This window comes from Novosphingobium malaysiense (genome assembly GCF_000802225.1).
GTDB lineage: Bacteria > Pseudomonadota > Alphaproteobacteria > Sphingomonadales > Sphingomonadaceae > Novosphingobium > Novosphingobium malaysiense.
The window spans coordinates 74,917-100,829 of record NZ_JTDI01000006.1 but is presented as its reverse complement, the minus strand read 5'-3'; the positions used below and the strand labels follow the sequence as shown (position 1 = coordinate 100,829).

Genomic DNA, 25,913 nt, shown 5'->3' with positions numbered 1-25,913 from the left:
GCTTTCTGCTGATCGGCGCGCTAGGTGTGGGCGCGACCGAGTGTCTATTCGTAGTTTCATATTTTTTCGCTATAAGTTCCGCAATGAGCAGAAGAATCAATATCAAGCACCTGCAGGCGCTGCGTGCGGTCGCGAACTATCGCCATTTCACCCGCGCCGCCGCGTCGCTGGGGCTTTCGCAGCCTGCGCTGAGTACCCTGATCAAGCAACTCGAGGACGATCTCGGCATTGCCTTGCTCAACCGCAGCACCCGTTCGGTGGAACTGACGCCGATCGGCCGCACTTTCCTGGTCGAAGGCAACCAGACGCTCAGCAGCTTCGAGCGTGCCATTGCCCGCGTTTCCGATCTGGCAGCTTTGCGTGCGGGGCGGCTGCGCATTGCGGCCTTGCCGTCGATCTGCTGCCGGGTGCTGCCTCCCGTCATCGGGGCGTTTCGCGAAACCTACCCGTCGATCGCGCTGAGCCTTTCCGATGCCCATGGCGACGGCGTGCTCGAAATGGTCGAAAGCGGGCTGGTGGACGTCGCCATCGGGTATCTGCCGGTCGGCGACGATTTCCATCACACGCCCATTCTCGAAGATGCGCTGCAGGTCGTGATGCACGCCTCGCATCCGCTTGCCGAGGCCAAGGCGCTCAAATGGGCGGACATCAGCGAGCATGACGTGATTGCCATGAGCCATGGCACGACCGTCCGCCGCCTCACCGACGAGCGGGCCGGGATTGCCGGTGTGGTGCTTCGCAACGTGCTGGAAGCCAACCAGATGCAGACTGCGATCACTTTTGCGTCGGCAAAGCTCGGAGCTGCGATTCTGCCGGGTTTCGGCATCCCGGAAACGCTTCCCTCCGATGTCGTCTGCCGTCCTATCGACGATCCGGAAGCGCGGCGCACGATTTCGGTGTTCCGTGCAAGCCGTGTCCAGGAATCCCCGGCAAGCGCGGCCTTCACCAAGATGCTGCTGGATCATTCGAAGTCGCTTTGATCGCGGCTCCGCTATCGCAGCGGCTGCTTTGTACCCGCGTTGCGCACACCCCCGTCGGGCCGTGCATGCCCGCAAGGGCCGTGCAACAGCCTTGGCCTGCAGGCCGGCATCCTGCGCGAAAGGGCCGTGGGTGAACTTGATTGCCAACATCCTTCTCTATCCCGTGAACTCGTGATATGCGGACCAGAATCATTAAGGAAATCAAAAAACAATATCATTTTATATAATTAGAAAATGAATGAGGATCCCGCCTTGCGCCAGTTTGTCCGTTTCTGCCTTGCCCTCCTGTTCCTTTGGCCGACGTTGGCATTGGCGGCGCCTGCATCCACTTCCTCCTGCCGCTCGCTGGGAGAGGGCACGCGCATCGGCGACGCCATAGTACTGGACGCGAAGGCTGTCGCAGGCGGATCGTTTTCGACGCCCGACAAGCGTGAATTCAAGGATTTGCCGGGATTCTGCCGGGTCATCGCCACGGCCCGCCCGTCTTCCGCCTCGAACATCGTCATTGAGATATGGCTTCCCGATGCCGGGGACTGGAACGGCAAATTGCTGGCAACCGGCAATGGCGGTTTTGCCGGCGCCGTGCGTTACGATGCCCTGGCAGGAGGCATCCGCCGCGGCTACGCGACGGCGAACACGGATATGGGGACCTATCCGGCTTCGCTGCCGGGAATTGGCTACAATGCGGGCAATGGCCGGCCTGAGATCCAGAAGGACTGGGGCTATCGCGCCACGCACGAGATGGCCAAGCTCGCCAAGAAGATCGTAAGCACCTACTATGATCGTGCGGCGAGCAGGGCATACTATTCAGGCTGCTCCACCGGTGGCCATCAGGGGCTGACCGAGGCGCAGCAGTTTCCCGAGGACTTCGACGCCATCCTAGCCGGCGCGCCCGGGCACAATCGCACGCACCTCCATGCCATGTTCGCCGATATCAAGCGCAAGGCGTCGCGGCCCGGTGCCTATTTCACGCCCGGCCAGTTCAATGCCTGGCACGCGGCCATGCTGGGCGCATGCGTGGGCAAGGACGGCGGCGCGCCGACGGACGCTTTCCTGACGGATCCTACCCAGTGTCTCTTTTCGCCCCGTGCGCTCATCTGCAAGCCGGGTGAAAAGAGCGAGACCTGCCTTACAAAGGCACAGGCCGATGCGCTGGCCTCGGTCTATGACGGCACCCGCAATCCGCGCACTGGCGCGCTGATCTATCCGCCGGCCGTGCGCGGTACCGAAGCCATGCTGGCCTATGCTTTCACCAATCCGGCGATGGCCGATCAGCCCGAGCCGGCGGATCTCTCTCGCTGGGTGTTCGGTCCGGGGTGGGATCCTGCGACATTCGATTTCGACAAGGACATGGCCCGCGAGGATCAAGCGCTCGGGCCCTATGTCAACGCGCTGGATACCGACCTGTCCCGCTTCGCGGCGCATGGCGGCAAGATCATCTTGTTTCACGGCTGGGCCGACATGGTCGTCAGTCCGCTCGATACGATCATCTATTTCGACCGCATGCACGCGTCCGGCATGAAGAAGCAGCAATATGCGCGCCTGTTCATGGCCCCGGGCATGTCGCATTGCACGAGCGGGAAAGGGCCCGACGTCTTCGGCCAGGGCGCCGAATTTCCGGCCGCAGATGCCGGGCACGACCTGCTCGCCGCTCTCGATCGCTGGGTCGAGACCGGCAAGGCCCCCGATCAAGTCATTGCCCGCAAATTTGCAGTCGCGTCGCATAACGGGGAGGAGGCAGCCGCAGAGCCGTCCGAGCCTGCCGAACCGCGGGTTACAGCCTCCCGGCCGCTTTGCGCCTATCCTCTGGTTGCCCGCTACGACGGCAAGGGCGATCCCTCGCAAGCCGCCAGCTTCACCTGCAGCAAGGCCCCTTCGGCTCGCTACGAATTGCCCGCGCCGGAATACTTGCGCGTCTGGAAGCGGACCGATCCTGCCTATTGAGCTTTCGTGCGGAGTGTCGATGCATGCCCGTCGCGATAGCAGTGTCCCGCCAGTGCCAACTCTCCTCCCAACGCACTGGTGGGGCACTGTAATTCCCGAAGTCCGAATATTGCCGCGCGGAAAACGCCATTCCCTGGCCAAACATGCTCCCGCGCATCGGGCATGGGGCGGCGCGTTCCAGTGGCACGATGGTCGGCAACGACCCGGAATGTAGCAATCCTTCATCGCTATGCCAGTCGTCGCAGGCTCCGAACAGGTCCCTGCAAATGACGGGAGACTGGAGCTTGCATCGCCCATGGGCCAAGGGCCACGAAATGTGGCCCGGACCGAGGCACGAAAAAGGGGCGGCCCTCGAGCCGCCCCTTTCGCATATTGGAACCTGTCGTTTGCGGTGGATCAGAACTGCGTACGCACACCGAACGTGAAGCGACGACCCACGACGTCGTAGAGCGCGGGAATCGTCGGATAAAGCAGGCCCGGAGCACCACCGGCTGGCGGTGCGAAGGGGGGCTTCTTGTCGAACAGGTTGTTGACCGTGGTGAAGAATTCGTACTGCCCGGTGGTTCCGTGCTCGACTTTCCAGGTCAGAGTGAGGTCGGTGTAGAACACCGGATCGATGGGATCTTCGGCATAGACCGCGGTCTGGTCTTCATCGGCGACGCCGAGGCGGCGATTGCCGAACTTCACTTTGCCGATATACCGTTCCTGCAGGAAGAGCCCGAAAGGACCATTCTCATAGTTTAGGTTGAGCGTGCCACGCCACTTGGGCTGTGCGCCGTAACCGGCAGTTTCGATGACCGGGTCGCTAACCGTCTGCTGGGTGCGATAGCGGTCAGTGTAGTTCACGAAGAGGCGCATTGCGAGATTGCCATTGCCAACCATGGTGCGATAGCTCGCCTCGGCATCGAAACCGCTGGTTTCAAGCTTGGCGATGTTCGCCCCGGCAACGCGCACTTCGGTCGGATAATTGTCCGGACTGCGGTCATCGAAACCGTTGGGACGTGTAATCAGGTCACACACGGAGGAGGTGCCACCGCTATCCTCGCAGGTCTGCAGGATCTGGCTCGCCGAGAGGAGGCCGATGGCGTCAGTGATCTTCAGGTCGTACCAGTCGATGGCGGCGCTGAACCCTGGCAGGAACGCTGGCTGGAAGACGACGCCGAATGTCAGCGTATTGCCAATCTCGGGATCGAGATTGGGGTTGCCCGCAGTCGTTGTCGGGAGACTGCCCGATGTGTCGGTATGCGGATCATACGCACCTTGAATGTTGGACTGTTCGCCCGCGAAGAGATCGAACAGGGTTGGTGCGCGGATGTCGCGAGACCGGGTGATGCGGAACGTCAGGTCATCGACAGGGCTCCAGGTGCCGCCGACCTTCCAGGTGACGACGGTGCCGCTCGTGCTGTAGTCGGTCGCACGCACGGCGCCGTTGATGTCGAGGTTGCGGACGAACGGAGCATCTACCATTAACGGCAGCGCGACTTCCGCGAACGCTTCCTTCACGTTGAAGCTCCCATCGGCGACGCCCAGGTTAGTGAGGAAGAACCGCGAGGTCGTTGGGGAGATGCCGCGCACGCCCGTTGTGTCCAACTGGACAGCCGGGTCGGCGTTGCTGGTCATGTTCAGCGACTGCTCGCGATACTCGGCACCTACGGCGACCGACAGGGGACCTGCCCACAGGTCGACAAGATCGCCAGAGATCGAGGCCATGACATCGTGGCTCTCGTTGATTGCCTTGTAACGCGAAACGCCGGTGACATAGTTGATGGCCGCATCGCTTGCCGCACCGACGCCGAACGGGTTGGAGGGCACGCAATTGGAATACCGCGATGCAACGGCCGGATCGCTGCTCAGCGATGCATTGCAGACGACATTGCCCGTCGACGGGTCTACCACGGCATCGAGCGCCGCTGCGAAGGGCACCAATTCCAGCACGTTGGACTGGGCCATCTTCATCTTGGAGTGCCCATAGACATATGACACATTCCAGTCGAAACGACCGACCTTGCCTTCGAGGCCGCCGATGATGTTGTAGCTCTCGCTGTCTTCCTCCGCATGCGGCAGCGGCAGGTCGAGATAGGACTTGGAGAACACGAACGCCGGCGTGCCGGTGGCGGTGAGCTGATCCTGCAGTGTCTGCGGCAGGAATGCATTTCCGCTGAAGATGCTCGAGAATACGAGGTTGGGAAGAACGTCGTAGTCAACCTTCGAGCGGCCATAGCTGGCTGAAACGAAGGCGGTGATGTCGTCGGTCAACTCGTAGCTGCCCCGCGCAAAGGCCTGATCGGTTGTCAGGGGCGAGGAGAGGGACGTGTCGCCAGCGATGTAGTAGAATCCGCTGTCACGGAAGAAGCCGCCCGAGCCCGTCGGTGTGCCGAAGTTTACGGTCCCGTAGTCGCCCGGGTTCGTCCACGTCGTGTAGGCGAAGGGGCCGCTAAGCGCGAGGCCGCCAAACGTGGCGATGCCAAATCCGAGATCATCGTAGAACTTATAGGGATTGAGACTGCCACCAGGGTTGCACCGGAATGCCGTGTCGGCCGTCAAACCGGGATTCTCTGCCGCGCAGTTGGGGACACTGCCCACTGCCATCGTGCCGCCGACAAGGCGTGGGCGGTCAGTCTTCTTGATACCCTTGGTGTCAAAATGCTCGTAACTGGCAATGATGTGACCTCGCGAGCCGACGTCGAAGCCTACGGCCCCGCCCAGACGCCAGTTGGCATTGTCCCCCCGATCGCTGATGCCGTATTGCGAAATGGTCCTCACACCGGTGAAGTCCTTGTCCAGCACGAAGTTGACGACACCACTTACGGCATCCGAGCCATAGGCCGCGGAGGCACCGGCGGTCACTACGTCAACGCGCTCGACCAGCATCTGCGGAATAATGTTCGTGTCGACCGTCCCCGTGTAGGCCGTGGGCGGAACGCGCACACCGTCCTGCAGGATCAGCGTGCGAATACCACCAACATTGCGCAGGTTCAGAATGTTTCCATGGCTCGGGACGTTGGCATTGGTCTGGGTGTTGTTGGTCGGACTGGATGAACCGAGGAACTGCGGAAGCTTGTTAAGAGCGTCCGGCAGGTTCGTCGGCGTGCTCTGCATAAGCTCATCCGTCGATGCCACCGTCACCGGGGTGGGCTGCTCATAGCCGTCGCGCGCGATGCGAGAACCGGTCACGACGATGGCGTTCGGGGTTGCGTCGGCGGGGACAACTTGGCCCGTCGCTTCAGTCGCATCGGCTGCTTCCTGACCCCAAGCCGGTGCTGACCAGGCCAATGACAGGACACTGGAAGTGGCCAGCATCAAGAGGTTACGGTTCATGATTTGTCTCCCATAGATCCCGTATCGCAAAAATTTTCCACTAGCTTCTTGGAGCGCCCCACATTGCCGCGCGACAGCGCCGGCAGGAGCAATGCTGCAATGCATAAGTGCGTATGCGCCGCCGAAGCGGGAGCGCGCATGGCGTCAGTGTGGAGGTGATGAATTTCCAGGCCCCTCATTTATACGAATTACTTATTAAGCTATAAATATAATATAATTTTCTTATGATTTCTGCGCCCGTATCACGAATCAGGCAGTCCCGGAAGGGGCGTCCAAGACAATTACCCTGCTATTTGTGATAGGTTTTTCGGCGTCGGCGTGATCCGCTGAACGGACACGACCTACAAACCGAAAATGTCCGCAATCGCACTGCCAGCGTTCCGCGAGACGCGGAGGGACTGTGGCGCTATTTTCACGCGCGCCCCCTTCACCTGCAACGCTAAACGGCCTGAATTTCCGCCATCCAATGGTGTGCGCGACGCAACCGGGTTTAGCGGCGAGAGGCACTTTCATGAAAAATGCCAAAACTCCTTGCAGCGCTTGCATTCGTGCCCGGCTTCGCCGGGTTACGAGTATCCCATTCTGGCCGCACCTGAATGGGATCACGCCATCTTCCGAACGGCAAGCACTGCACGATCCTGGCTGTTCCGCTTGGATGCCGCAACGCCGGTCGGATCACCCGGGGTGACAGCGGTCCGTTATGGGGCGATGAAAGCTGGTTGCATTTCCATAATTGCCCGGCGGAGATGCAAGGTTCCTTTCCCAGCTACCGGCCACATGTGGTCGCGGACTCGCCTCATCTGGGCACTGCTACACCTAGCATCTTCCAACACACTCACTTCAACAGCCCGACGTGCTTGAGATCGGCAACGTACTTGTGGATCAACGGGGCATCGAGGCGCGCGACCGGATAGCCCGCCGCTTCAGCGTCCCTGGCAAAGCGCCGGCAGACCACGCCCTCGCCCATGCCCGGGTGCTGCGGATGGCGGTAGGGCTCGATTATCTGCAGGAGCGATTGCGCCCGCTGATCCTCCGGCAAGCCCTGGAGCGCCGTTTCGAAGCGCCGGAACCAGTCGTCGTAGTCGTCGATCCGCTCGATTTCGCATCCCGCCTCTATCATCCAGTCGACGAAGTCGTCGAAGGCGACAAAGCCCGCATCCGGGTTCGCGAGATTGTAGCTCCGGAAACCCTCGGGCAGCGCCGCGCTGATGCCGGTAATCGCGTCCGCAAGGAAATCGACCGCAAAGCCTTCGTAGCGGGCTTTGGGGCGCCCGTTCGACAGATCCTGCGCGTAGAACGTGGCCGGCGCGATTCCAGTTACCGCGAGGCTGAACAGCATGCGGGTGAACATGTCAGGCACGTTGAGCTGGCCCGCATAGCGGCTGTGCGCGAGGATCATGCCGGGGCGGAACACGCCGACCGGAATGCCGGCGAGGTCGAAAGCCTCGCGCATCAGCACTTCGCTGGCCCACTTTGAAACGTTGTAGCCATTGGCATAGCTGTCATCGAGCTGCGCCGAAGGCGCGATCTCGCGGATGTCCGATTCCTCGTCCGCGGGGCCGAACAGCATGACGCCCATCGTGGAAACGTAGTCGAAACGCTTGCGCCGCGTGGTGAGCGCCAGCCGGATCAGCTCGGCCGTTCCCGCCACGTTGGACGGGAAGAGCTGGTTGTAGGGTAGCCTGTGGTTCACGTGGGCGCCCGGATGGACGATGAGGTCCACCTCGCCCGCGAGCCGGTTCCATGTATCCTCGTCGAGACCCAGCCTTTCGCGGCCCAGGTCGCCGGCCAGTACTTCGAGGTGATCGTCCGCCAGCTTGCGGAAGTGATCGATGAGTTCGGGGTCGGTATCGAGCACCTCCTCCACGCGCTGCCGCGCCTGCTCGGGGTTTGCCCCCCGCACCACGAGGATCAGCTTGCCGTCCGTTTTTGCCAGCCGTTCAAGCCAGGACATCGCCTGGAAGCGGCCGAGCCAACCGGTGGCGCCGGTCATCAGCACGGTCTGCACGGTATCGGCTGGCGGAGGGAGAGACGGCGCCGCCGCCAGCAAATCAGGATCGATGAACTTCGATAGCTTGAGATCCTTGGCGTGGACCACGGTGCTGTCCGGCTCGTGCACCGTCGAAAAGCTGGGGCGCTTGTTGCCGGACCGCGCGGCCTCGATGAAGTCGGCCACCAGGGCCAGATCGCCCGCCGGATTGATGATCACGCCCACGGGAACCTCCAGACCGAAGATCTCCTCGAGCAGCATGGAAAACGACAGGGCTGACAGCGAGTCTCCGCCGAGATCGGTGAAGCGCGCCTGCGGCGATATATCCGTTTCGGCAACGCCCAGCGTCGCCCGTACCGCGCGTGACACGGTTTCGATCACGGGGCGGTCGGCGCCGCCCAGCCGCAACGCGCGCAATTCGTCGACCTGCTCCTGCGCGATCTCGGCAAAGCGGGCTTCCAGCCGCGCGCCGAAGCGGTCCTTGAAGTTGGGACGGCTGAACTTGCCGATGCCCGTAAGCAATCCGTTTTCAGGGCTGAAGCCTTCCGGTTCGATCAGGAAATCGCGCGGGATCTCGTAGCTGGCAAGGCCGTGCTCCTCCGCGACCTGATGCAGCCCGCGGCGGATGCTGGCCTTGACCTGCTCGGCCGCCTCACCGCCCTTTTCGAAGTCGGACAGCAGGTCGTCGGCGGGAACGACGACGGCAAGCAGGAACGCGCGCTCGCTGGTGCCGTAGACGTAGATCTGCCGAATGGCGGGGCTCTGCGTGTACAGCGCCTCCAGTCGGGCGATGGCGACAAATTCGCCTTGGGAGAGTTTCTGCACGTTGTTCGTGCGGTCGACATAGGCCAGTTCGTCGGGACCGATCAGCGCCATCACGTCGCCCGACCGGTAGAAGCCATCTTCGGTGAACTTCTCCGCCGTCAGGTCCGGGCGCTTGTAGTAGCCGGCCATGAACTTGGGGATCTTCACCAGGAATTCCCCGCGCGGATAGGGCTTGTCGGTGGTGAAGTAGCCCAGCTCAGGCACGTCCTCGAGCCGGTAGTCGATCACCGGTGGACGCTGGATCTTGCCGTCGACCGTCACTGTCGCGGTCGCCATTTCGGTGGAGGAATAGCCGATGGCCATGTGCACGCCCAGCATCGAGAGCATGAATTCGTGCACTTCCGGTGCGAGCACCGCCGATCCGCAGCCGACCGAAAGCAGGCGGCCGCCCAGCAGGTTCTCGCGCATGTCGAGCTTCACCGCTCCCTGTGCTTCGGCTTCTTCGGCGCCTGCGGCAATGCGGCGATCCACTTCGCCGAGGTAATGCTGGTAGAGCATCTCGCAGACCCGGGGGACAAGCGAGGACATGGTCGGGCGCACCAGAGCCAGATCGTCGAACAGCGTCGAAAGGTCGCTCTTGGGCGAGCAGTAGCTGCAGCCGCCGTTGGCCAGCGCCAGGTAGAGATAGCCATAGCCGACAGCGTGGCTCATCGGCATGAAGCTAAGCGTAATGGCCGGCTTTTCTGCGGAATACAGGAAAGTGTTGCGGACGGTCTCCTCGGTGTACATCGCCCCCTTGGGCGTGCCGGTCGTTCCCGACGTGTAGAACAACCAGACGAGCGGGTCCGGATCTTCGGAAACATGGGCAGGACGCGCAGGCAAGGTCCGGCCACGGGCAATGACGTCCTGGAGGCTATCCATCACGATGGGACAGTTCGCGGCCTCCAGTCGCGTGCGGGCCGCCTCGAACCGTTCGCGCTGGTCGTCGTCGCGCGGTTCGTAGTCGAACACGACAAGACGGGGCGGGACTGTTCCCCCCAGAATGGCATCCACGGCTGCATCGATCAGTTCGATACTGGCCGCCAGCACCCGCGGCTCGGTTTCGGCGATGATCGCGACATGCTGCTCGGTCGGGGCGTTGGCCTGGAGCGGCACGTTCACGACGCCGAGATGAATATTGGCGAGTTGCATGGTGGCATAACCCGCACTGGCAAAGCCGAGCACGGCCCCGAAATCGCCTGCCCTCACGGACGCGCGCGTGTCGTGGTGCCATTCGGCGGCGGTTGCCTGCACGTCCGCCCACAGCTCTCCGAACGAGGTGGTTTCGAACCGATCGAGCATGCGCAGGCTCATTCGTCCGGTGGCCGGATCCGACACAAGCTCGTTGGCGCGATGACCGATGGCTGGCCGCTCCGCATAGCCTTCGAAGATCGTCTGGACGACCTGCGAGAGCCGCAATCCGGGCTGGCGCTTGGCCTCGACCACTGCCGGATCGGGGAGGGCGGCGATGAACTGGCGATCTTCCGACTTGAGCTTCTCCAGCCGTTCTTCAGCCCATTTGGTCTGCTTCCCGCCAGTGAAGATGGCAGTTTTCTTGGGATTTTCGGCAACTGCGGTGGTCATGTCGCTCTCCGTCGATCGCTTGATTCTTGCTGGTTTGTCCTTGTCCTAGCGGGCAGTGGAACAAAAACAAGCAACTGGTTACTTGTGTTTGAGCGGCAAGCTTTCTAGATCTGGCCTGGACAAGCTTCCGTGCATGACAGGGACAGTATGCCAGCCAAATCCGCGCCCTTGAAACGTTCCGCTGACGCCCGACGCGACTATCGCCCTGCCGCTGAGCGTCGGGTCGAAATCATTGCCGCGGCCCAAACCGAATTCGTCCGCTCCAACTTCGCCGGCGCGCGTACGCGCGACATCGCCAATGCCGCGGGCGTGAACCAGGCGACATTGTTCAAGCATTTCCCCACCAAGGACGATTTGTTTCAGGCAGCGGTGATGCAGCCGCTCATCGAAGCGATGCAGGGCATGCACGGACGGATAAAGGAATACGAAACCGCCGAGACCGCGGAGCAGATGGGCAAGCTGGCCGAGGAATCCACCATTCGTCATCTTGAGGACATGGAGCGAATTTTGCCCTTGCTGACGACTGCGCTGTTTTCAGACCTGGAATCCGGCCGTCAGGTCTTCAGGGAACAGTTGGAGCCGCTGATCCGCGCTCGAGGGGAAGTCATCGCTCCTTTGGCGAAAGAAGGACTATCTTCCGAATTCCTCGGCCTTGCCAGCTTCGGCATGATGTTCGCCATGGCATTGCAGCGTTGGTTCAGCGAACGCGGCGAGGACCTGTCAACGACCGCAAGACAGTTCAACCAACTCTACACCACCGGTTTCGCTCGCAGAAAACCTGAATACATCGCCAGCCAGAAATGACCCGCTCGCCGATACCGGTCCGGCCCGATCGGATGAACGGAGCGCAGCTTTCCGACAGCCCGACGCGGGTGCGGTTTGTCCGCATTCGGCCCGCCAAACCGCATTAGACACTCGGGCCTGGCCACCGCCGAACCTTACGAGGGCAGGCGACACATGAGCTAGCGGCTCCGGTTTGGTCCCTTGGGCACGTCGCGGAACGGTACTCCCTTGTCGCCCGAAGGTTCGCGCGGCATCGCCAGCACGCGTTCGGCAATGACGTTTCGCGAGATTTCAGTCGTGCCACCGCCGATGCATGACACCTGCCGCATCAGGAACTGCATGCCGACGGCGTCGGTCGGATTCTCACAGTTTTCGTCCCACACGCTCGCATCGGAGCCGGCAAGGTCGAAGGCGATCGTTGCGCGGCGCACGCTGGCGAGGCCGCGAAACACGCGATCGACGGAAGACAGATCCTTGTTGCCCTTGCCCGACGCAGCGGCATCGCCGATGCGGCGCTGCAACTCGTGCGTGACGATCCCCAGGGCCCGATGCTCCCCGATAAGCTCGAGAGCGGCCGGATCGTCGAGGCGGCCGGCCTTTCGAGCGATCTCGACGACCGAAGGTTCGTGAGACTTTTGGCCTTTCGAACCCACTGGCGTGGTCACATATGGCGAATTGTGGCCCAGCCGTTCATGATACATCCAGCGCGTACCGATGGTCCAACCGGCATCGACTTCTCCCACTCGGTCGCTGTCCGGAATGCGCACGTCGGTGAAGAATTCCTCGCAGGATTCGGATTCGCCATTCAGACGTTCGATACGTGAGATCTCGACGCCCGGTTGCTGCAGCGGCAGAATGAACACGGTCATGCCCCGGTGCTTGGGCACGTCCCAGTTCGTGCGCGTGAGGATCAGCCCCCAGTCCGCCCACCAAGCGCGGGAAGTCCAGACTTTCGATCCATTGAGAACCCAGTGATCACCATCCCGGGTGGCCCGCGTCGTGATGCCCGCGACATCCGATCCGCCGCCCGGCTCGGACAACAGCTGCACCCAGACTTCCTCTCCCTTTAGGATTGCCGGCAGATGGGCCGCCTTCTGTTCGGGCGTACCGAATTCCAGCAGGACCGACGCGCAAGGAGAAAAGGTCGGCACAGAAAAACGCGAAGGATACTCGTGCCCTGACAGTTCCTCGCTGAAGGCCCGGTTGTGGTCCGGGGTCAGGCCCTGGCCGCCATACTCCTTCGGGAAGCATATTCCGGCAAATCCCCCGTCGTAGAGCTTGCGCTGCAGCATCCGGTCACGCGCGACGGCTTCAAGTTCCTCTTCATCGGATTCGCAGTGCTGGCTCATGTCCCAACGCTGCATGGGCCCGAGATTGGCCTTGATCCATTCGCGCGCGCGCAGCCGGAACGCCTCGACAGGTTCGATCTCTTCGCTCATGCCATCACGTCCTGCTTGATCTGCATTGACCCGATCATGCGCCGGTGCTCGGCCGGTGTTCCATAGAGTAGTCGGTCCAGCGTTACCCTGCGCAAGTAGAAATGCAGATCGTGTTCGTATGTAACGCCAATGCCGCCGTGCAACTGCACGCAATCCTGCGCCAGTTCGACTCCCTGTTGGCCGACATAGGACTTGGCCGCACTGCACACCTCATCCGCAGTATCTGACGCGTCGGCCACGGCGTCGGCCGCAGCGTCGCTGATCGCATGGCTGGCCTCCAACCATGATTTCATGTCCGCGAAGCGGTGCTTGAGCGCCTGATAGGATGCAAGCGCCCGGCCGAAAGTATAGCGCTCGAACGCCCAGTCCACCGTCATGTCGAATGCCGAATCCATTGCCCCTACCGATTCGGCAGTGAGAATGACTGCGGCATGGCGAATTTGTTGGGCGATCTGCGCCTCGGCTTCGGCAAATGTTCCGACAATAGCGCTTTCGGGCACATGCACGTCAGCGAAAGTAACCTGACCGAAACGGCGAGTGACATCGATGCTCTTGAGCGGCCTCACCTCGAGGCCGGTGGCGGACGCGGGAACGAGCACCTGGGTACGCCCCCCATCACTCGCCCCGGTAACCAGCAGCCAGCTCGCCTGCGAGGCCGATTCAACCGGACGTACAGAGCCCGAGATGACCAGCTGGCTCCCATCCTTGCGGATTGTCACGCCGGCTTTGCCAAGCTCTTGCCATGGCGCAGCCCCAAGACAGGATGCGGCAATCGCCTTGCCGGTTAGCACTTCGCCCAGCGCGTTCTGCTGCATTTCGCCAGGCTGTCCGGAGAGCGCAGCTGCAACCACGTTGCAATCCACGAGCGGGCCGGGCGCGGCGTGGCGTCCGAACTCGTATGCCAGCAGCGAGAGATCGACTATGCCTCTCCCGCTGACGGAACCGCCCCCCTCGTCCTCGCCGACCAGTGGCATGCACCAGCCGAGCTCGCCTCCATCCCTCCAGTAATCGGGTTCATATCCTGCCGGGTCGTCCCGCAATTTGCGCAGCCGACTTAGCGGTGCGCGATCGGCGAGGAAGCGCGCCGTCGTATCCTGAAATAGTTCCTGATCGGGTGTCAGTACATGACGCATTGCCTTTCAGCCCCTCCAGACCGCCATTCTTTTCTTTGCAAAAGAGCATAGGGTGCGAGATTGCCGATACGCCAGTGGGAAGTTGTGGAAACTGTACTGTGGCTGAGCATGGGTTAGTTTCGGAAAGACAAGCAAGACCGCTGAAGGGCCGCTTTGCCGCGATTTTTCTGTACCGGAAGATGCCCCCATATTGCATCCCCGAGGTCAATCTGCATCTTGCTCCGAAAGAACCGTGAAGGAGGGGATGCGATGACGTCGACTGGCCAAACCGAGGACATCGTCGCCCTGAATCAACTCGCCTTCCGTTACGCGGCCGCTATCGACGCCTGCGACATACCTGCACTGCAGGCTCTGTTCCTCCCGGACGCGCGTCTGCGAAGCTTTCACCCCAATGCCGAACAGCCATTCGCGGATCTCTCCGGCCACGAGCAGCTGGCCGAGATCCCGCGAGCTATGCGCGGGGCCTACGCCGATACCACGCACATGATGACCAACTACCTTTTCGAGGTCTCTGGCGACCGGGCCAAAGGCGAAGTGCTGTGCACGGCGCGGCATCTGCTGGCCGACCGGTCCGCCTCGCTTAACGTGGTCATCCGCTACCACGACACTTACGCCCGCGAGGGCGACGCCTGGTTCATCGCCACGCGCGACATCCGCTTCCTCTGGAGCGAGAAGCACGCCGTCCAGGACGATCTGATGGGCGGTACGAACCGGTGAGCAAGCCAATGACCACGGCCGTCTCGCAGCTCGACATCGCTCCGATCACCCCTGCCGTGGGCGCCGTGGCCTCCGGCGTGGACTTGTGCGAGACGCTCGATGGCGCGACGGTCGAACGCATCCGCCGCGCCGTGATCGAGCACGGCGTCGTGTTCTTTCGCGACCAGGATCTCACGCGCGAGCAGTACGCCGCATTCATGCGCAATTTCGGCGAGCTTGCCACCGACCCGTTCTCGACCGCCGCGCTGAGTCCGCCAAGCGAGGCGACCACAGTCCACGACATGCCCACCTACCAGCAGCGCCGTGCGACGGCGATCTGGCACATGGATTCGACGCTGGCCCCGGCGCCGGCCGCCTTCCTGGCGCTGCGCGCGCTGCGGCTGCCCGAAAGCGGCGGCGGCGACACTTGCTGGGGCAGCATGATCGCCGCCTACGAGACGCTGTCCGAACCGATCAGGCGGCTGATCGACGGGCTCCAGGCCGAGCACTCGGCCTACAAGACGCTGCCGCTCCTCGGCGGCAAGGCCACCGGCCACCTGCAGGAAGAGCTGCGCAGCATCCATCCGGTGGTGCGTGTCCATCCCGAGACCGGGCGCAAGGCGCTGTTTGTCAATGAACTGTGGACCGAGTCCGTTGTCGGCCTCTCCGCGCACGAGAGCGACAGCCTGCTGCGGATGCTGTGGCGCCATGCCGAATCGCCAGAGTTCACCATGCGCTGGCAATGGCGCGTCAACGACCTCGCGCTGTGGGACAACCGCTCGTTCCAGCACTACGCGGTGCAGGACTATCACGGCGAGCGGGTTCTGCAGAAAAGCTACGTCGCCGGCGAGCGCCCGATCGGCCCGGCGTGACCGCGCCGGTCCGCATCGGCGTGCTGCGCGATGTGCCCACGCCGCCCGAGCACGATCTCGGCATGAACGCGATGCGGCTCGCGCTCGACGCCGCAAACGCATCGGGGGGGCTGCACGGCAGGCCCATCGAACTGGTCGTTGCCGAGGCGCAGCGCAGCGCCGCCGGGAGCCATGCCAACGTCGCCGCGACGCAGGCCGCGTGGGAGGCGCTGGCCGACGATCCGCGCGTGCTGGCCATGATCGGCCCTTCGACGACACCGTGCATCCTCGCGCTCCATCCTTCGATCGAAGCGCGCGAGATGCCGGCGATCCACTGGGCGGGTACCGACCGCGCCTGCGGGCCGTGGACTTTCCAGTTCCAGGCGGGATCGCTCTCCGAAGAAGGCCCTGCCCTCGCCTATCTTGCCGCGCACAAGGGGCTGCGAAAGGTCGCCTGCTTTCGCGGCAGCGGTGATTACGGCGCCGCCTACCTCGGCCCGTTCCGCCGTGCGGCCGAAGCACTCGGCATCGCCATCGCCGCCGAACTTTCTCTTGCGCCGGACGGAAGCGATATCGATGCGGCCGTTGCCGCCGCTCGCGCTAGCGGCGCCGATGCGGTCGTGGCGATGGGACTGTTCTTCCTCGGCGTGCCGCTGGCCCGCGCCATCACCGCGCAGGACTGGCAAGTGCCCTGCTTCGGGAACTGCGGCTTTGCGCTCGCCGCTGCCCGCGATGCCGAGGCGCGCGCGGCGCTTTCCGGCTGGATCGCGACAGACATGGTAGATCCCTGCAATTCCGTAGCTACGGACATGTTCGACCGTTACGCGGCACACCACGGGACCCGGCCTGCCGGCGCGTCGGCCTGCTTCGGCTATGACCTCATGCAGCTCATGCTCGCCGGGGTGGCCCATGCGCCCGCATTGACACGCGCGGGCATCCGGGCCGGTCTCGAAGCGGTTCGCGGCCTTCCCTGCGCCACCGGCGGCGCCGGCAGCTGGATGGGATTTGGTCCGGACGAGCGCAAGGCGCTCAAGGGGCCGCGCCTGTTCCTGTTCAGCGCAATCGCCGCCGACGGCCTCCACCCGGTGCCGGCGTGACCGTTCAAGTCCTTCGACAACAGGCCATGGACGTGGCGAGGCCACGCGAAGGCGCGGAATGTCACGCCGATCAGGACGACCAATCCGGGAGAATGGGATGACCGAAACGACGGCAAGCTTCGACTACATCGTCGTCGGCTCGGGCTCTGCTGGTGCGGTCGTTGCCGCAAGACTGAGCGAGGACCCGCGCCGACGCGTGCTGCTGCTCGAAGTCGGCCCCGACAATCGCAGCACCTGGTCGAAGGTGCCGCTCGGCTTCGGCAAGATCCTGCGCGACCCGCGCTACGTCTGGACCGGCATGTCCGAGCCCGAAGCCGCGCTTGGCGGTCGCCGACTATCGGTGATGCGCGGGAACATCGTCGGCGGATCGAGCGCGGTCAACGGCATGGTCTATGTGCGTGGCTTCCCCTACGACTATGCGCTGTGGCGCCAGCTCGGCGCGGTCGGTTGGGACTACGACGAGGTCCTGCCCTACTTCCGCAAGGCGGAGCGCTATGCCGCCGGCGCCGACGCCTGGCACGGCGGCGAGGGCCCGCTCGGTGTCGAGGCGACGCGGTGGCGGACCCCACTCGGCGATGCCTTCATCGCGGCGGCCGGGGAAGTCGGCATTCCGCGCAACGACGACCATGCCGCCGGCAGCCATGGCGGTGTCGGCTACCACCATCTCACCACCTGGCGCGGCCGCCGCTCCTCGACCTGGCAGACCTACCTCGCCCCCAACTGCAACCGCCCCAACCTCACGATCGTCAGCGAGGCCTTCGTCGAGCGCGTGACCTTCGACGGTCGCCGCGCCACCGGCGTCGTCTACGAGCGCCATGGCGAGCACATCACCGCGCAAGCCGGGGCCGAGGTCATCGTCAGCGCCGGGGCGCTGCATTCGCCGCAACTGCTCCAGCGTTCGGGCATCGGGCCCGGCGACCTGCTCGTGGAACATGGTATTCCCCTCGTCCACGATCTGCCCGGTGTCGGCGCCAACCTGATGGACCACCTCCAGGCCGGCCGCAGCTTCCGTGTCGACAGTCCGCATACCGTCAATGCGATGATGGCGAGCCGAGCGAAGATGCTCGGCGCGGGCCTGCGCTATCTCGCCAGCGGCAGCGGCCCGCTTGCGCTTGGCGCTTCGCTGGTCGGCGGTTACGTCAAGAGCCGGGCGGGACTGGAAGCGCCCGATCTCCAGATCGGGTTCAGCCCGTTCCTGATCGATCCCGCCTCGCCCAGCGGGCTGGCCTCCGGTTCGGGATTTCAGCTGTCCGCCTATCACTTGCGGCCCGAAAGCCGGGGGCATGTCCGCATCGCTTCCGCAGACCCGCGCGTCGAGGGCAAGATCGTGTTCAACTCGCTGTCCTCCGGCGAGGACCGCACCGTGCTCCGCGCCGGTCTGCGGCTGCTCGGGCGCATCGCCGCCGCGGCGCCCTTGCGCGCATTGGGCGTTGCGGAAGTGACGCCGGACCTCACCGGCGAGGATGACGACGCCCTCGACGCGCACATCGACCGCGTCGCCGGAACCGCGCTGCACTACTCGGGCACGGCCCGCATGGGCAGCGATGCGTGCGCCGTCGTCGATCCCGAACTGCGCGTTCACGGCGTGGAAGGACTGCGCGTGATCGATGCATCAGTGATGCCAACAGTCACTTCGGGCAACACGAATGCCGCCACGATCATGATCGGCGAGAAGGGCGCCGCGCATATCCTCGGCACCCGCGCATAGGAAGCCCCACCGGATTAGCCTGAAAACCGAAATTTCCAGACGACAGGCTTGATGGCGCGCCCGACGTCAAGGAGAGGTCCAGTCGTCAGGGCTCCTCATTTCTGGGAACAGCGCCAAGCATTTTCTCATCAACCAGCTTGTGCTGGTCACGTGCCGCCTGTGCAGTCGGATCTCGCGGGACAATAGCGTACCCACGTTCGGTGATTTGTGCCACCGCGTCACGCTTGAACTCATCGCTGAAATCGGGCTTCCCCATCGTCGTCTCCTGTCCTCAAAATTAGGATAGAAGGCGTCCAGAAATCTAGGGGCTACTCAAAACCCATCTGGACAACGACCGCATTGGGTCCTCGAATGCGCGCGGCCCAAGCCCGTTCCACGGCCTCTCGCGGGTCCTCCCCTTCACGGACCACTGATACCGGGATGCCAAACCCCTCAATAATGCTTTCCACCGTTGACCCTGCATCGCGTAGATTACTACCCAAGTATCCGGGCGGGTTTCCCCCTCCCCGTTCCTGCAAGCGGGCTACATATTGACGCTCGAAAAATCGGGTCGACCCATAGCCACCATTGTCCAGCACGACGATCGTAACAGGAAGGTTGCACGACCGAATGGTCCACAATCCCAGCGCGCCGAACCGCAGCGCTCCGTCACCTACGATGCAGGTTACCGGCTCACCTGAGGCAATAGCCACGCCCGCAGCAGCAGCCGGCCCCCAGCCAAGTGAACCACCCGCCGTCCCCACGTAACGCCGGCCGTCGAGAGACGAAAGGGCCGCGTGCAGGACAGGCGAGGCCATGACCGCCTCGTCTACCACCCAGCCCTGGTCAAGCGCGTCGTGCAAAGCACCGACGACGCAGGCATAGCTGGCAAAGGCCTGATCGCCTGACCCTGATCCGGATTGAGCGCGAAGTGTATCGAGCCAAGCCTTTCGCCGCGCCCGAACAGCCTCCTGCCCTTCAAATTCTGTCATGGTGCCGTGCAGCGTCCGGACGAACTGAGCAGGATCGCATGCACAAGCCCAGTCGGCGACTTTTGTCTCCTCGAGCTTGAACGGGTCGGCGTTCACATGGGCCAGAAACGTTGCACCTGCAAACCAAGCGGGGCGTGGATGGGCCTCAAGCAAAAGGCGGCCACCGAGCACGACGACAACATCTGCTTCCGCTTCCATTTCGGGCAGCAGCAACAGATTGCCAAAGGCGTTCTCATGGCCGGGCGCGATGCCCAACCTGTCCTGAAAGCCGGGCTCATAAGCCACAGCGATACCATGCTTTTCGGAGAGATCCTCGAGCACCTGAGCACCACCGAACCGGCGAAGTTGGCCACCAACCACAATCAACGGTCGTTCTGCCTCTCCAAGGGCTTCGGCCACTTTCGCCACGTCCGGCACGATGGCGCAATCATTGCGGGATGCTCGGGAGTTCGTCACCGTGACAGGTTCGTCGAACACGTTCTCTGGGATCGACAGGAAAACTGGGCCCGGGACCTGTCCCGTGGACACTGCGCGCGCCCTTTCCAGCCAGAAGCCGAGGTCCATGCCGGGAGCTATCTCGTGAGCCAGTCTTGTAAATGGCCGGGCCAGGCCGACCAAATCAGCCTCGCCAACAGTAGCATCAATGCTGCGGTGCCGCGTGGCCTGCTGGGAGGCAATCACCGTCAGCGGAGATTCGTCCCGCCACGCGTTGTAGAGGTTGCCCAGACCGTTCGCCATCCCGGGTAGCATGTAAAGCAAGACCGTCGCATGACCTGCCACGCGGGCATAGCCATCCGCAGCGGCCACTGCGACGGATTCATGAATTGCGGGAACGAACTCTATGTCCGTGCTCTGGAGTTCGTTCAGTGGCGCCACCATCGAACTGCCCGGCAAGCCGAAAAGATGGCGCTGCCCCGTCGCAACGAGGTGGCGGATCAATTCCCGCTTGCCGCTGACAGCAGCCGCATCATCCACCTCAGCCACCGTGGGCATCCCGTGCTACGTGCCGATGTGGATTGAGCCTCAAAGACGCTGCACCGACGCCTGGAAATAAGCACGTCATTTGCGCAACTCGAGACCCTCCAACTTGCCGTCCGCGCGCCATTTTTCGAGTATGTCGATGAAGGCGAGAGGGCCCAGTCCAAACGCGCCATTGCGGGCCAGGTGGCGCGAAACGTGCCCTTCGTCGTTGTAGTAGCTCGGCGTGCAGTTTTCCCATGTCTGGATAGTGATGTGCGAATGCCGCTCATGCTCTTCCAGCCAGGCCTCCTCGGCTTCCTCCGTTACTTCAATTTCGGTGACCCCGCGCTTCTTCGCTTCGGAAAGAATATAGGCGATGTGGCGCGACTGTTCCTCGAGCATATTGGGGAAATTGGCATCGAGCGCGCTCTGGATCGTGCTCATGATCAGCAGGTTGGGAAACCCGTGCGTGTGGAATCCGTGCAGCGAAATCGCGCCGTCTTTCCACTTCTGCGAAAGGGCTTCACCGTGCCGCCCAATGATCGGGACGGGAAAACCCGCCGCCTGCGAAAGATCGAACCCGGTTGCGTAGATCAGGCAATCGACCTCGTATTCCTTGTCGCCAACGATCACGGCGTTTTCCGTGATGCGCTCCACACCCCGGCCTTCGGTATCGACCAGTTCGACATTGGGGTTGTTGAAGCTTTCAAGATAGTCGTCGTGGAAACAGGGGCGCTTGCAGACGCGATTGTACCACGGCTTCAGCGCCTCGGCGGTCTGCTTGTCCTTTACGGTTTCCTCTACCCTGTGCCGGATACCCTCCATGATCTTGTAGTCGGTCAGTTGGAAGGCTTCTGCACGCTCCTCTTCGCTCATGTCCGGTGCAGCCGACCGCAGCATTTCGATAAAGGGCTTGGTCCATCCGTCGCTGACCTGATCGGCGTCCCCGATCCGGCCCGCGAATACTCCGGTGAAGTTCAACATGCGGCGCTTCTGCCAACCCGGTTTGAACTGGTTGAACCAGTCCGGATCGGTTGGCTGGTCGTTGCGCTCGCCCACGGCGGACGGGGTGCGCTGGAACACGTACAGTTTCTTTGCGGACCGCGCGACGTGCGGCACACACTGGATCGCCGTGGCCCCCGTACCGATGATGCCCACCCGCTTGTCGTGCAGCCGGTCCAGACCACCGAGCGCGTCGCCCCCGGTATATTCGAAGTCCCAGCGACTGGTATGGAAACTGTGGCCCTCGAAGCTTTCTACGCCGGCGATGCCGGGCAACTTGGGCTCCTGGTAGTGACCGGGCACCATGACTACGAAGCGGGCGCGGATTTCATCGCCACGATCGGTCAGCGTCAACCACCGGGAGCGGTCTTCGTCCCAGCGGAACTCGGTAATGGCCGTCTGAAAAATCGCCTTGGGATAGAGGTCATAGTGACGGCCGATCGCCTGGGCATGCGCGAAAATCTCTGGCCGACGCGCGTACTTTTCGGTCGGCATGTAGTTCAGCTCTTCAAGGAGCGGGAGATAGATGTAGGACTCGGTGTCGCACGCGGCGCCCGGATAGCGGTTCCAGTACCAGGTTCCTCCGAAGTCGCCGCCCTTCTCGATGATCCGGATGTCTTCGACGCCCGCCTCCTTGAGGCGCGCAGCGGCGAGCAACCCGCCGAAACCGCCGCCCATGATGACGACCTCGGCGTCCTCCTCGATGGGCGCCCGTTCCGTCCGTTCGGTGTAGGGGTCCTCGATGTACCGGGCCAGTTGCCCGTGCATGTGCAGATACTGATCGTTGCCGTCGGTCCGCAGGCGCTTGTCGCGTTCAGCTTTGTATTTCGCCGCGAGTTCCTCCGGGTCGAAACCCAGATTTTCATTCGAATCAGTCATCCACTCACCCTAATTTTTGCTGCGTACCGGTAGAGGCATGGCATTGCATGCAGTCCCGCGGCGCTTCTTATGGTATTCACGGCTCCGGCAGCATCGTCTCACAGGATGAGATCGAACTGACAACCTCCCGCAACCAAAGCATGCCGCGCCTCGCCTCGCGAGAAAAACCCCTAGTCCGGCAAGAGGATGAGCCTTGATTGCGATTCCCTATCCTGCAGCGCTACCTGCAGGCGGATCGCACCGATAGATGACGAAACAGCGGCTATCCTGGCTGGCATCCGGCGACGCCGATCCTCCCCCTACACACGCGGACAAACTCCGCAGGCAGAAAAATCAAACCATTGAATTATCCTAGAAATTCAGCCTCCTGGCGAAGGCCAAACCGGGCCGGATACCCCTTTTTCGCAATACGAAGCCCTTGACCTTTTGGGAGAAAGAAATGTCGAAGAGCCCCGATGCCATTACACCCGATCTGCTGGCGTTCCTGCAGGAAATGAAGGACCGCAAGGAGATCATGGACTGCCTGCTGCGCTACACCCGCGGCGTGGACCGCCATGACCGCGAACTGATGCTATCCGCCTATCATCCCGACGCATTCGACGACCATGGTGTCGCGAGTTACGAGCCGCCCGAGTTCGTGGACTGGGCACTGGGATGGCATGAGGCGGGGCAGACCCATCACCAACACGTCATCACCAACCATACCGTGGAGATCGAGGGCGACGTCGCCCATGGCGAAACCTATTATCTGTTTCTTGCCGACAATATCGAAGGACCGCCCACGATTGCCTTCGGCCGATACGTCGATCGTTTCGAAAAACGGGAAGGCCATTGGGCCATCGCCTACCGGGTCTGCGTCAACGATCTTACCGGAAACTATGAAAAGGCGCCTATTCCGGAGGAATGGCGCGAGAAGCTCATGTCCACCGGGCCGAACACCTGGGACAAATCGGACGTCTCCTACCAGCGCCCCCTGGTTCGCGATCGCCATGCCTAGAGCACGGGCAGCCTGACATGGGCTCCGACGGATCGGCCCGGCACACTGCTGGACCCGATCCGCCGCGTTTTACGTATGCGACCGGAACATTTTCCCGTTTCCCCGGACGCAAAAAACAGGGGCGCTATTGCGGCGCCCCTGTCCTTTGTCGAAACGGCAGAGCCGTAAGCCTCAGTAGGCTTCCGCACCAAAGCGATACTTCAGCGAGAAACCGAAAGTCCGCTGGCGACCGAACTGGCAACTGCGATACCCGAGCGACTCCCGATTATCGAGACAGGTCGTCTCATAGGCCTCATCCGTCACGTTCTTCATCCAGAACCCAAGATCGACCGGCAACCGCATGAAGTTGTTCCATGCAAGATTCAGGTCGAAAATGGTGTAGGCCGGCACGAAGGACACGCTGGCACCGGGGGCGTCGCTGCCCGGTGCACGGCTGTGATGCGAAACGCTTCCGGTGAGGGCCACGTCGCCGGCAGATTCCGGGATCCACGACATGCGATAAGTCGCCGTTCCGCTCGCGGTATACTTCGGCGCACCTGGATACGTCGTACCGGCCAGATCGTACCCGGTTCCGTTGCGGAATTCCGTGGCGTTCGAAGGAATTGCACCTGCCGTGTACTTCTGATCGAGCCAGGAAAAAGCGCCATTCACCGACAGATTGCCTACAGTCACCCCGCCATCGAGTTCGATACCCTGCATCTTGGCTTTTACGCTGTTGATGATGGTCAGGATGATCTGGCTCTGCGGCGGCAGTCCGAAGTCTGCCGAGAAGTCGGGAATGGCCTGAGTCTGCAGGTTCTTGTAGCGGCCGTTGAAGTAGGCCGCGTTGAAGTTCCAGCGCCCGTTGGTGAAGTACCCTTCCGCCTTGGCGCCAATTTCCCATACCTTCAGGGTTTCGGGCTTGTAGGAGGTCAGGTCGGGGTCCGTCCGCGCGGCGTACTGGTTCATGCCGCCCGACTTGTAGCCCTTCTTGTACGAAGCGTAGAGATTGAGACCCCGCGTGGCCTGCCAGGCCAGCGTTTCGTTGTACGTGAACCCATGGTACTTGTCGGACACCGTATAACGGCACGTTGCGGGATCGACACCCGGCAGATAGCCAAAGGTATTGGGATCGATCAGGCTGCATTCGCCCATGGCGGGATACTGGGCATCCAGCGGTAGCGCGTTTGGAAGTGAATAATTGCTCCTCGACGCCACGAAGTAGCTCTTGTCGATCGAGCGCTTGTCCCAGGTATACCGAGCGCCCGATGTGAATTTCAGACCGTCGACGAGCGAGGAAAGATCCACCGTTCCCTCGGCGAACAGGGCGCGCGATTTATAGTACTGGATATCGTCATCGATCCCCGGACGCCCTGGCAGTTCGTAGCCGATCTGCAAGTCCGACCACGTGCGGGTGGGATCGTCGGAATCCGAATAGAAACCGCCCGCAATCAAATTCAACTTGCCGCCAAAGAGATTGGCTATGACCTGCAATTCGTCTGATTTTGCAGTCAAATCGTGACTGACGACAGTATTGTTCAGCGATACCAGAACCGGATCTGGTGCATAAATGGTGTAACCGTGGGCACCGGAAAGATCGAGGGCAGACGATGCCTTCTCCCTCCGGTAGCCGAAGATGTTTTTGATCGTGATCGCATCGCTGACATCAAAGGTAGTCGTATTGGATACGCCCCAGACCTTCGCGTACAGAGCGTTGGTGATATAGCCGCCGTCCGGTCCGCGGGCATTCAGGCCCGTCACGCCGGGCCGGGCGAACGGCCCCAAGGCTTCCTGCTGCGGCACGACTTGGTCGAATACAAAAGCCAGTGCAGACGTGCCTGACGCCAGCGTAACAAACGGCGTGGGGACTTCCCTGCGGTGCAGGTAGTCAAAGACCGTCAGGTTGGAGATACCATAAGCGGGCTCGATCAACAACGACGCACGAAAGCTTTCGTAGCGCTGGTTATCCCAGTCGGCATATCCGGGCAGCGTATTCTTCACCGTCCCATCCTGACGGGTAACGCGTCCCGCGAGACGAAGCGCAACCTTCTCCTGAATGATCGGCGCATTCAACATGCCGGTTAACTGGTAGAAATCGTAGTCACCGTACTGACCTTCTACCCAGCCCCCGAACTCGTAGGTGGGACGATTGGGCGTGACGACGATGGCGCCGCTGTTAGAATTCTTGCCGAACAGTGTGCCCTGCGGCCCCTTCAGGACCTGAATTTGCGCAAGATCGTACATCGAACCAGACAGACTGCGCGTCGATTGTGGAACGTCGGCAACGTAAAGCGCGACGTTTTCGTCCGTCGTAAGCGTCTGGACCTGGCCGCGAAGGACGAAGCTGGGCTGCAAGTTGCCACCCAACGAGTCTGCGCGGATGTAGAGATTGGATGTGTGATTCTGGAGGTCGGTCGCCCCCTGAATGTTGAGCTTGCTGAAATCGTCGCCAGAAATCGCGGTCAAGGCGATCGGCACGTCCTGAAGCCGTTCCTCGACCCTACGCGCAGTAACGATGATATCGCCGGAGCTAACCTTCGGCCCTTCGGATGACTGCGGAGACACCTCCTGAGCCAATGCAGGCGTTGCAGCAAGAAATCCGGCGGCCAAAGCGATCAAAGAACTGCAGCGCCCCTGCCGCAACAACGTCGCCGCACCAATCTTCGACATATCGCATCCTCCCATGATCGCCCCGAGCGAAGGGCATTTACCTTTTGCGTGTGTCGAATTAGCCAGCTCTGGAATCGAAACCATCGTCCTTGAGGATTATGTCCGTCACATCACGCGATTTCGGATTC

Annotated in this window: 16 protein-coding genes; 8 read left to right on the top strand and 8 right to left on the bottom strand. The window is 62.1% G+C overall.

Going from position 1 to position 25,913, the window contains the following annotated elements:
• Window positions 1-83: 83 nt before the first annotated feature.
• Window positions 84-980 carry a LysR family transcriptional regulator gene (locus tag LK12_RS18175; protein WP_197063592.1) on the top strand — a complete coding sequence of 299 codons (897 nt, stop codon included), beginning with the start codon at window positions 84-86 and terminating at the stop codon, window positions 978-980.
• 234 nt (window positions 981-1,214) lie between these two features.
• Window positions 1,215-2,924, top strand: a complete 1,710-nt coding sequence (locus LK12_RS18170; RefSeq protein WP_052223592.1) for a tannase/feruloyl esterase family alpha/beta hydrolase — start codon at window positions 1,215-1,217, stop codon at window positions 2,922-2,924.
• A gap of 396 nt (window positions 2,925-3,320) precedes the next feature.
• Here the strand turns inward: LK12_RS18170 and LK12_RS18165 are convergent, their stop codons facing one another.
• Together LK12_RS18165 and car are read right to left on the bottom strand one after the other, a co-directional pair.
• Complete coding sequence (locus tag LK12_RS18165) at window positions 3,321-6,242, bottom strand: TonB-dependent receptor plug domain-containing protein (protein WP_052223591.1); 2,922 nt, start codon at window positions 6,240-6,242, stop codon at window positions 3,321-3,323.
• An 835-nt stretch (window positions 6,243-7,077) separates the two neighbouring features.
• The gene (gene car, locus LK12_RS18160; RefSeq protein WP_039287248.1) at window positions 7,078-10,620 is read right to left on the bottom strand and encodes a carboxylic acid reductase; all 3,543 of its coding nucleotides are present in this window, start codon (window positions 10,618-10,620) and stop codon (window positions 7,078-7,080) included.
• A gap of 147 nt (window positions 10,621-10,767) precedes the next feature.
• Here car and LK12_RS18155 point away from each other — a divergent pair, with 147 nt between their 5' ends.
• Window positions 10,768-11,424, top strand: a complete 657-nt coding sequence (locus LK12_RS18155; protein ID WP_039287245.1) for a TetR/AcrR family transcriptional regulator — start codon at window positions 10,768-10,770, stop codon at window positions 11,422-11,424.
• 158 nt (window positions 11,425-11,582) lie between these two features.
• On the opposite strand, the gene LK12_RS18150 is transcribed toward LK12_RS18155, so the two are convergent.
• Together LK12_RS18150 and LK12_RS18145 are read right to left on the bottom strand one after the other, a co-directional pair.
• Window positions 11,583-12,842, bottom strand: a complete 1,260-nt coding sequence (locus tag LK12_RS18150; RefSeq protein WP_039287243.1) for an acyl-CoA dehydrogenase family protein — start codon at window positions 12,840-12,842, stop codon at window positions 11,583-11,585.
• On the bottom strand, window positions 12,839-13,975 hold the full coding sequence (locus LK12_RS18145) for an acyl-CoA dehydrogenase family protein (protein WP_039287240.1): 1,137 nt from the start codon (window positions 13,973-13,975) through the stop codon (window positions 12,839-12,841). Before LK12_RS18145 ends, LK12_RS18150 begins: the two co-directional genes overlap by 4 nt.
• A 249-nt stretch (window positions 13,976-14,224) precedes the next feature.
• Here LK12_RS18145 and LK12_RS18140 point away from each other — a divergent pair, with 249 nt between their 5' ends.
• The 4 genes from LK12_RS18140 to LK12_RS18125 all read left to right on the top strand — a co-directional run bounded on the left by LK12_RS18140 (window position 14,225) and on the right by LK12_RS18125 (window position 18,327).
• A complete protein-coding gene (locus tag LK12_RS18140) occupies window positions 14,225-14,692 on the top strand; it encodes a nuclear transport factor 2 family protein (protein ID WP_052223590.1) in 468 nt (155 codons plus the stop codon).
• Entirely contained in the window at window positions 14,689-15,543 is an 855-nt protein-coding gene (locus LK12_RS18135; protein WP_156135555.1) for a TauD/TfdA dioxygenase family protein, read from the top strand. Before LK12_RS18140 ends, LK12_RS18135 begins: the two co-directional genes overlap by 4 nt.
• On the top strand, window positions 15,540-16,619 hold the full coding sequence (locus LK12_RS18130; RefSeq protein WP_039287234.1) for an ABC transporter substrate-binding protein: 1,080 nt from the start codon (window positions 15,540-15,542) through the stop codon (window positions 16,617-16,619). Before LK12_RS18135 ends, LK12_RS18130 begins: the two co-directional genes overlap by 4 nt.
• Before the next feature lie 97 nt (window positions 16,620-16,716).
• The gene (locus LK12_RS18125) at window positions 16,717-18,327 is read left to right on the top strand and encodes a GMC family oxidoreductase (protein WP_039287231.1); all 1,611 of its coding nucleotides are present in this window, start codon (window positions 16,717-16,719) and stop codon (window positions 18,325-18,327) included.
• Window positions 18,328-18,412: 85 nt separating this feature from the next.
• On the opposite strand, the gene LK12_RS24720 is transcribed toward LK12_RS18125, so the two are convergent.
• The 3 genes from LK12_RS24720 to LK12_RS18115 form a co-directional block, all read right to left on the bottom strand.
• Complete coding sequence (locus LK12_RS24720; RefSeq protein ID WP_156135554.1) at window positions 18,413-18,583, bottom strand: hypothetical protein; 171 nt, start codon at window positions 18,581-18,583, stop codon at window positions 18,413-18,415.
• Window positions 18,584-18,635: 52 nt separating this feature from the next.
• Window positions 18,636-20,282, bottom strand: a complete 1,647-nt coding sequence (locus tag LK12_RS18120; protein ID WP_197063591.1) for a thiamine pyrophosphate-binding protein — start codon at window positions 20,280-20,282, stop codon at window positions 18,636-18,638.
• A gap of 75 nt (window positions 20,283-20,357) precedes the next feature.
• Window positions 20,358-22,139 (bottom strand): flavin-containing monooxygenase, encoded by a 1,782-nt coding sequence (locus LK12_RS18115; protein WP_039287225.1) that lies wholly within the window; start codon window positions 22,137-22,139, stop codon window positions 20,358-20,360.
• A gap of 439 nt (window positions 22,140-22,578) precedes the next feature.
• Here LK12_RS18115 and LK12_RS18110 point away from each other — a divergent pair, with 439 nt between their 5' ends.
• Window positions 22,579-23,136, top strand: coding sequence for a nuclear transport factor 2 family protein (locus LK12_RS18110; RefSeq protein WP_039287222.1), 558 nt, complete (start codon window positions 22,579-22,581; stop codon window positions 23,134-23,136).
• Between the two features lie 171 nt (window positions 23,137-23,307).
• Here LK12_RS18110 and LK12_RS18105 read toward each other — a convergent pair whose 3' ends face one another.
• A complete protein-coding gene (locus LK12_RS18105) occupies window positions 23,308-25,869 on the bottom strand; it encodes a TonB-dependent receptor (RefSeq protein ID WP_082010634.1) in 2,562 nt (853 codons plus the stop codon).
• Window positions 25,870-25,913: the final 44 nt, after the last annotated feature.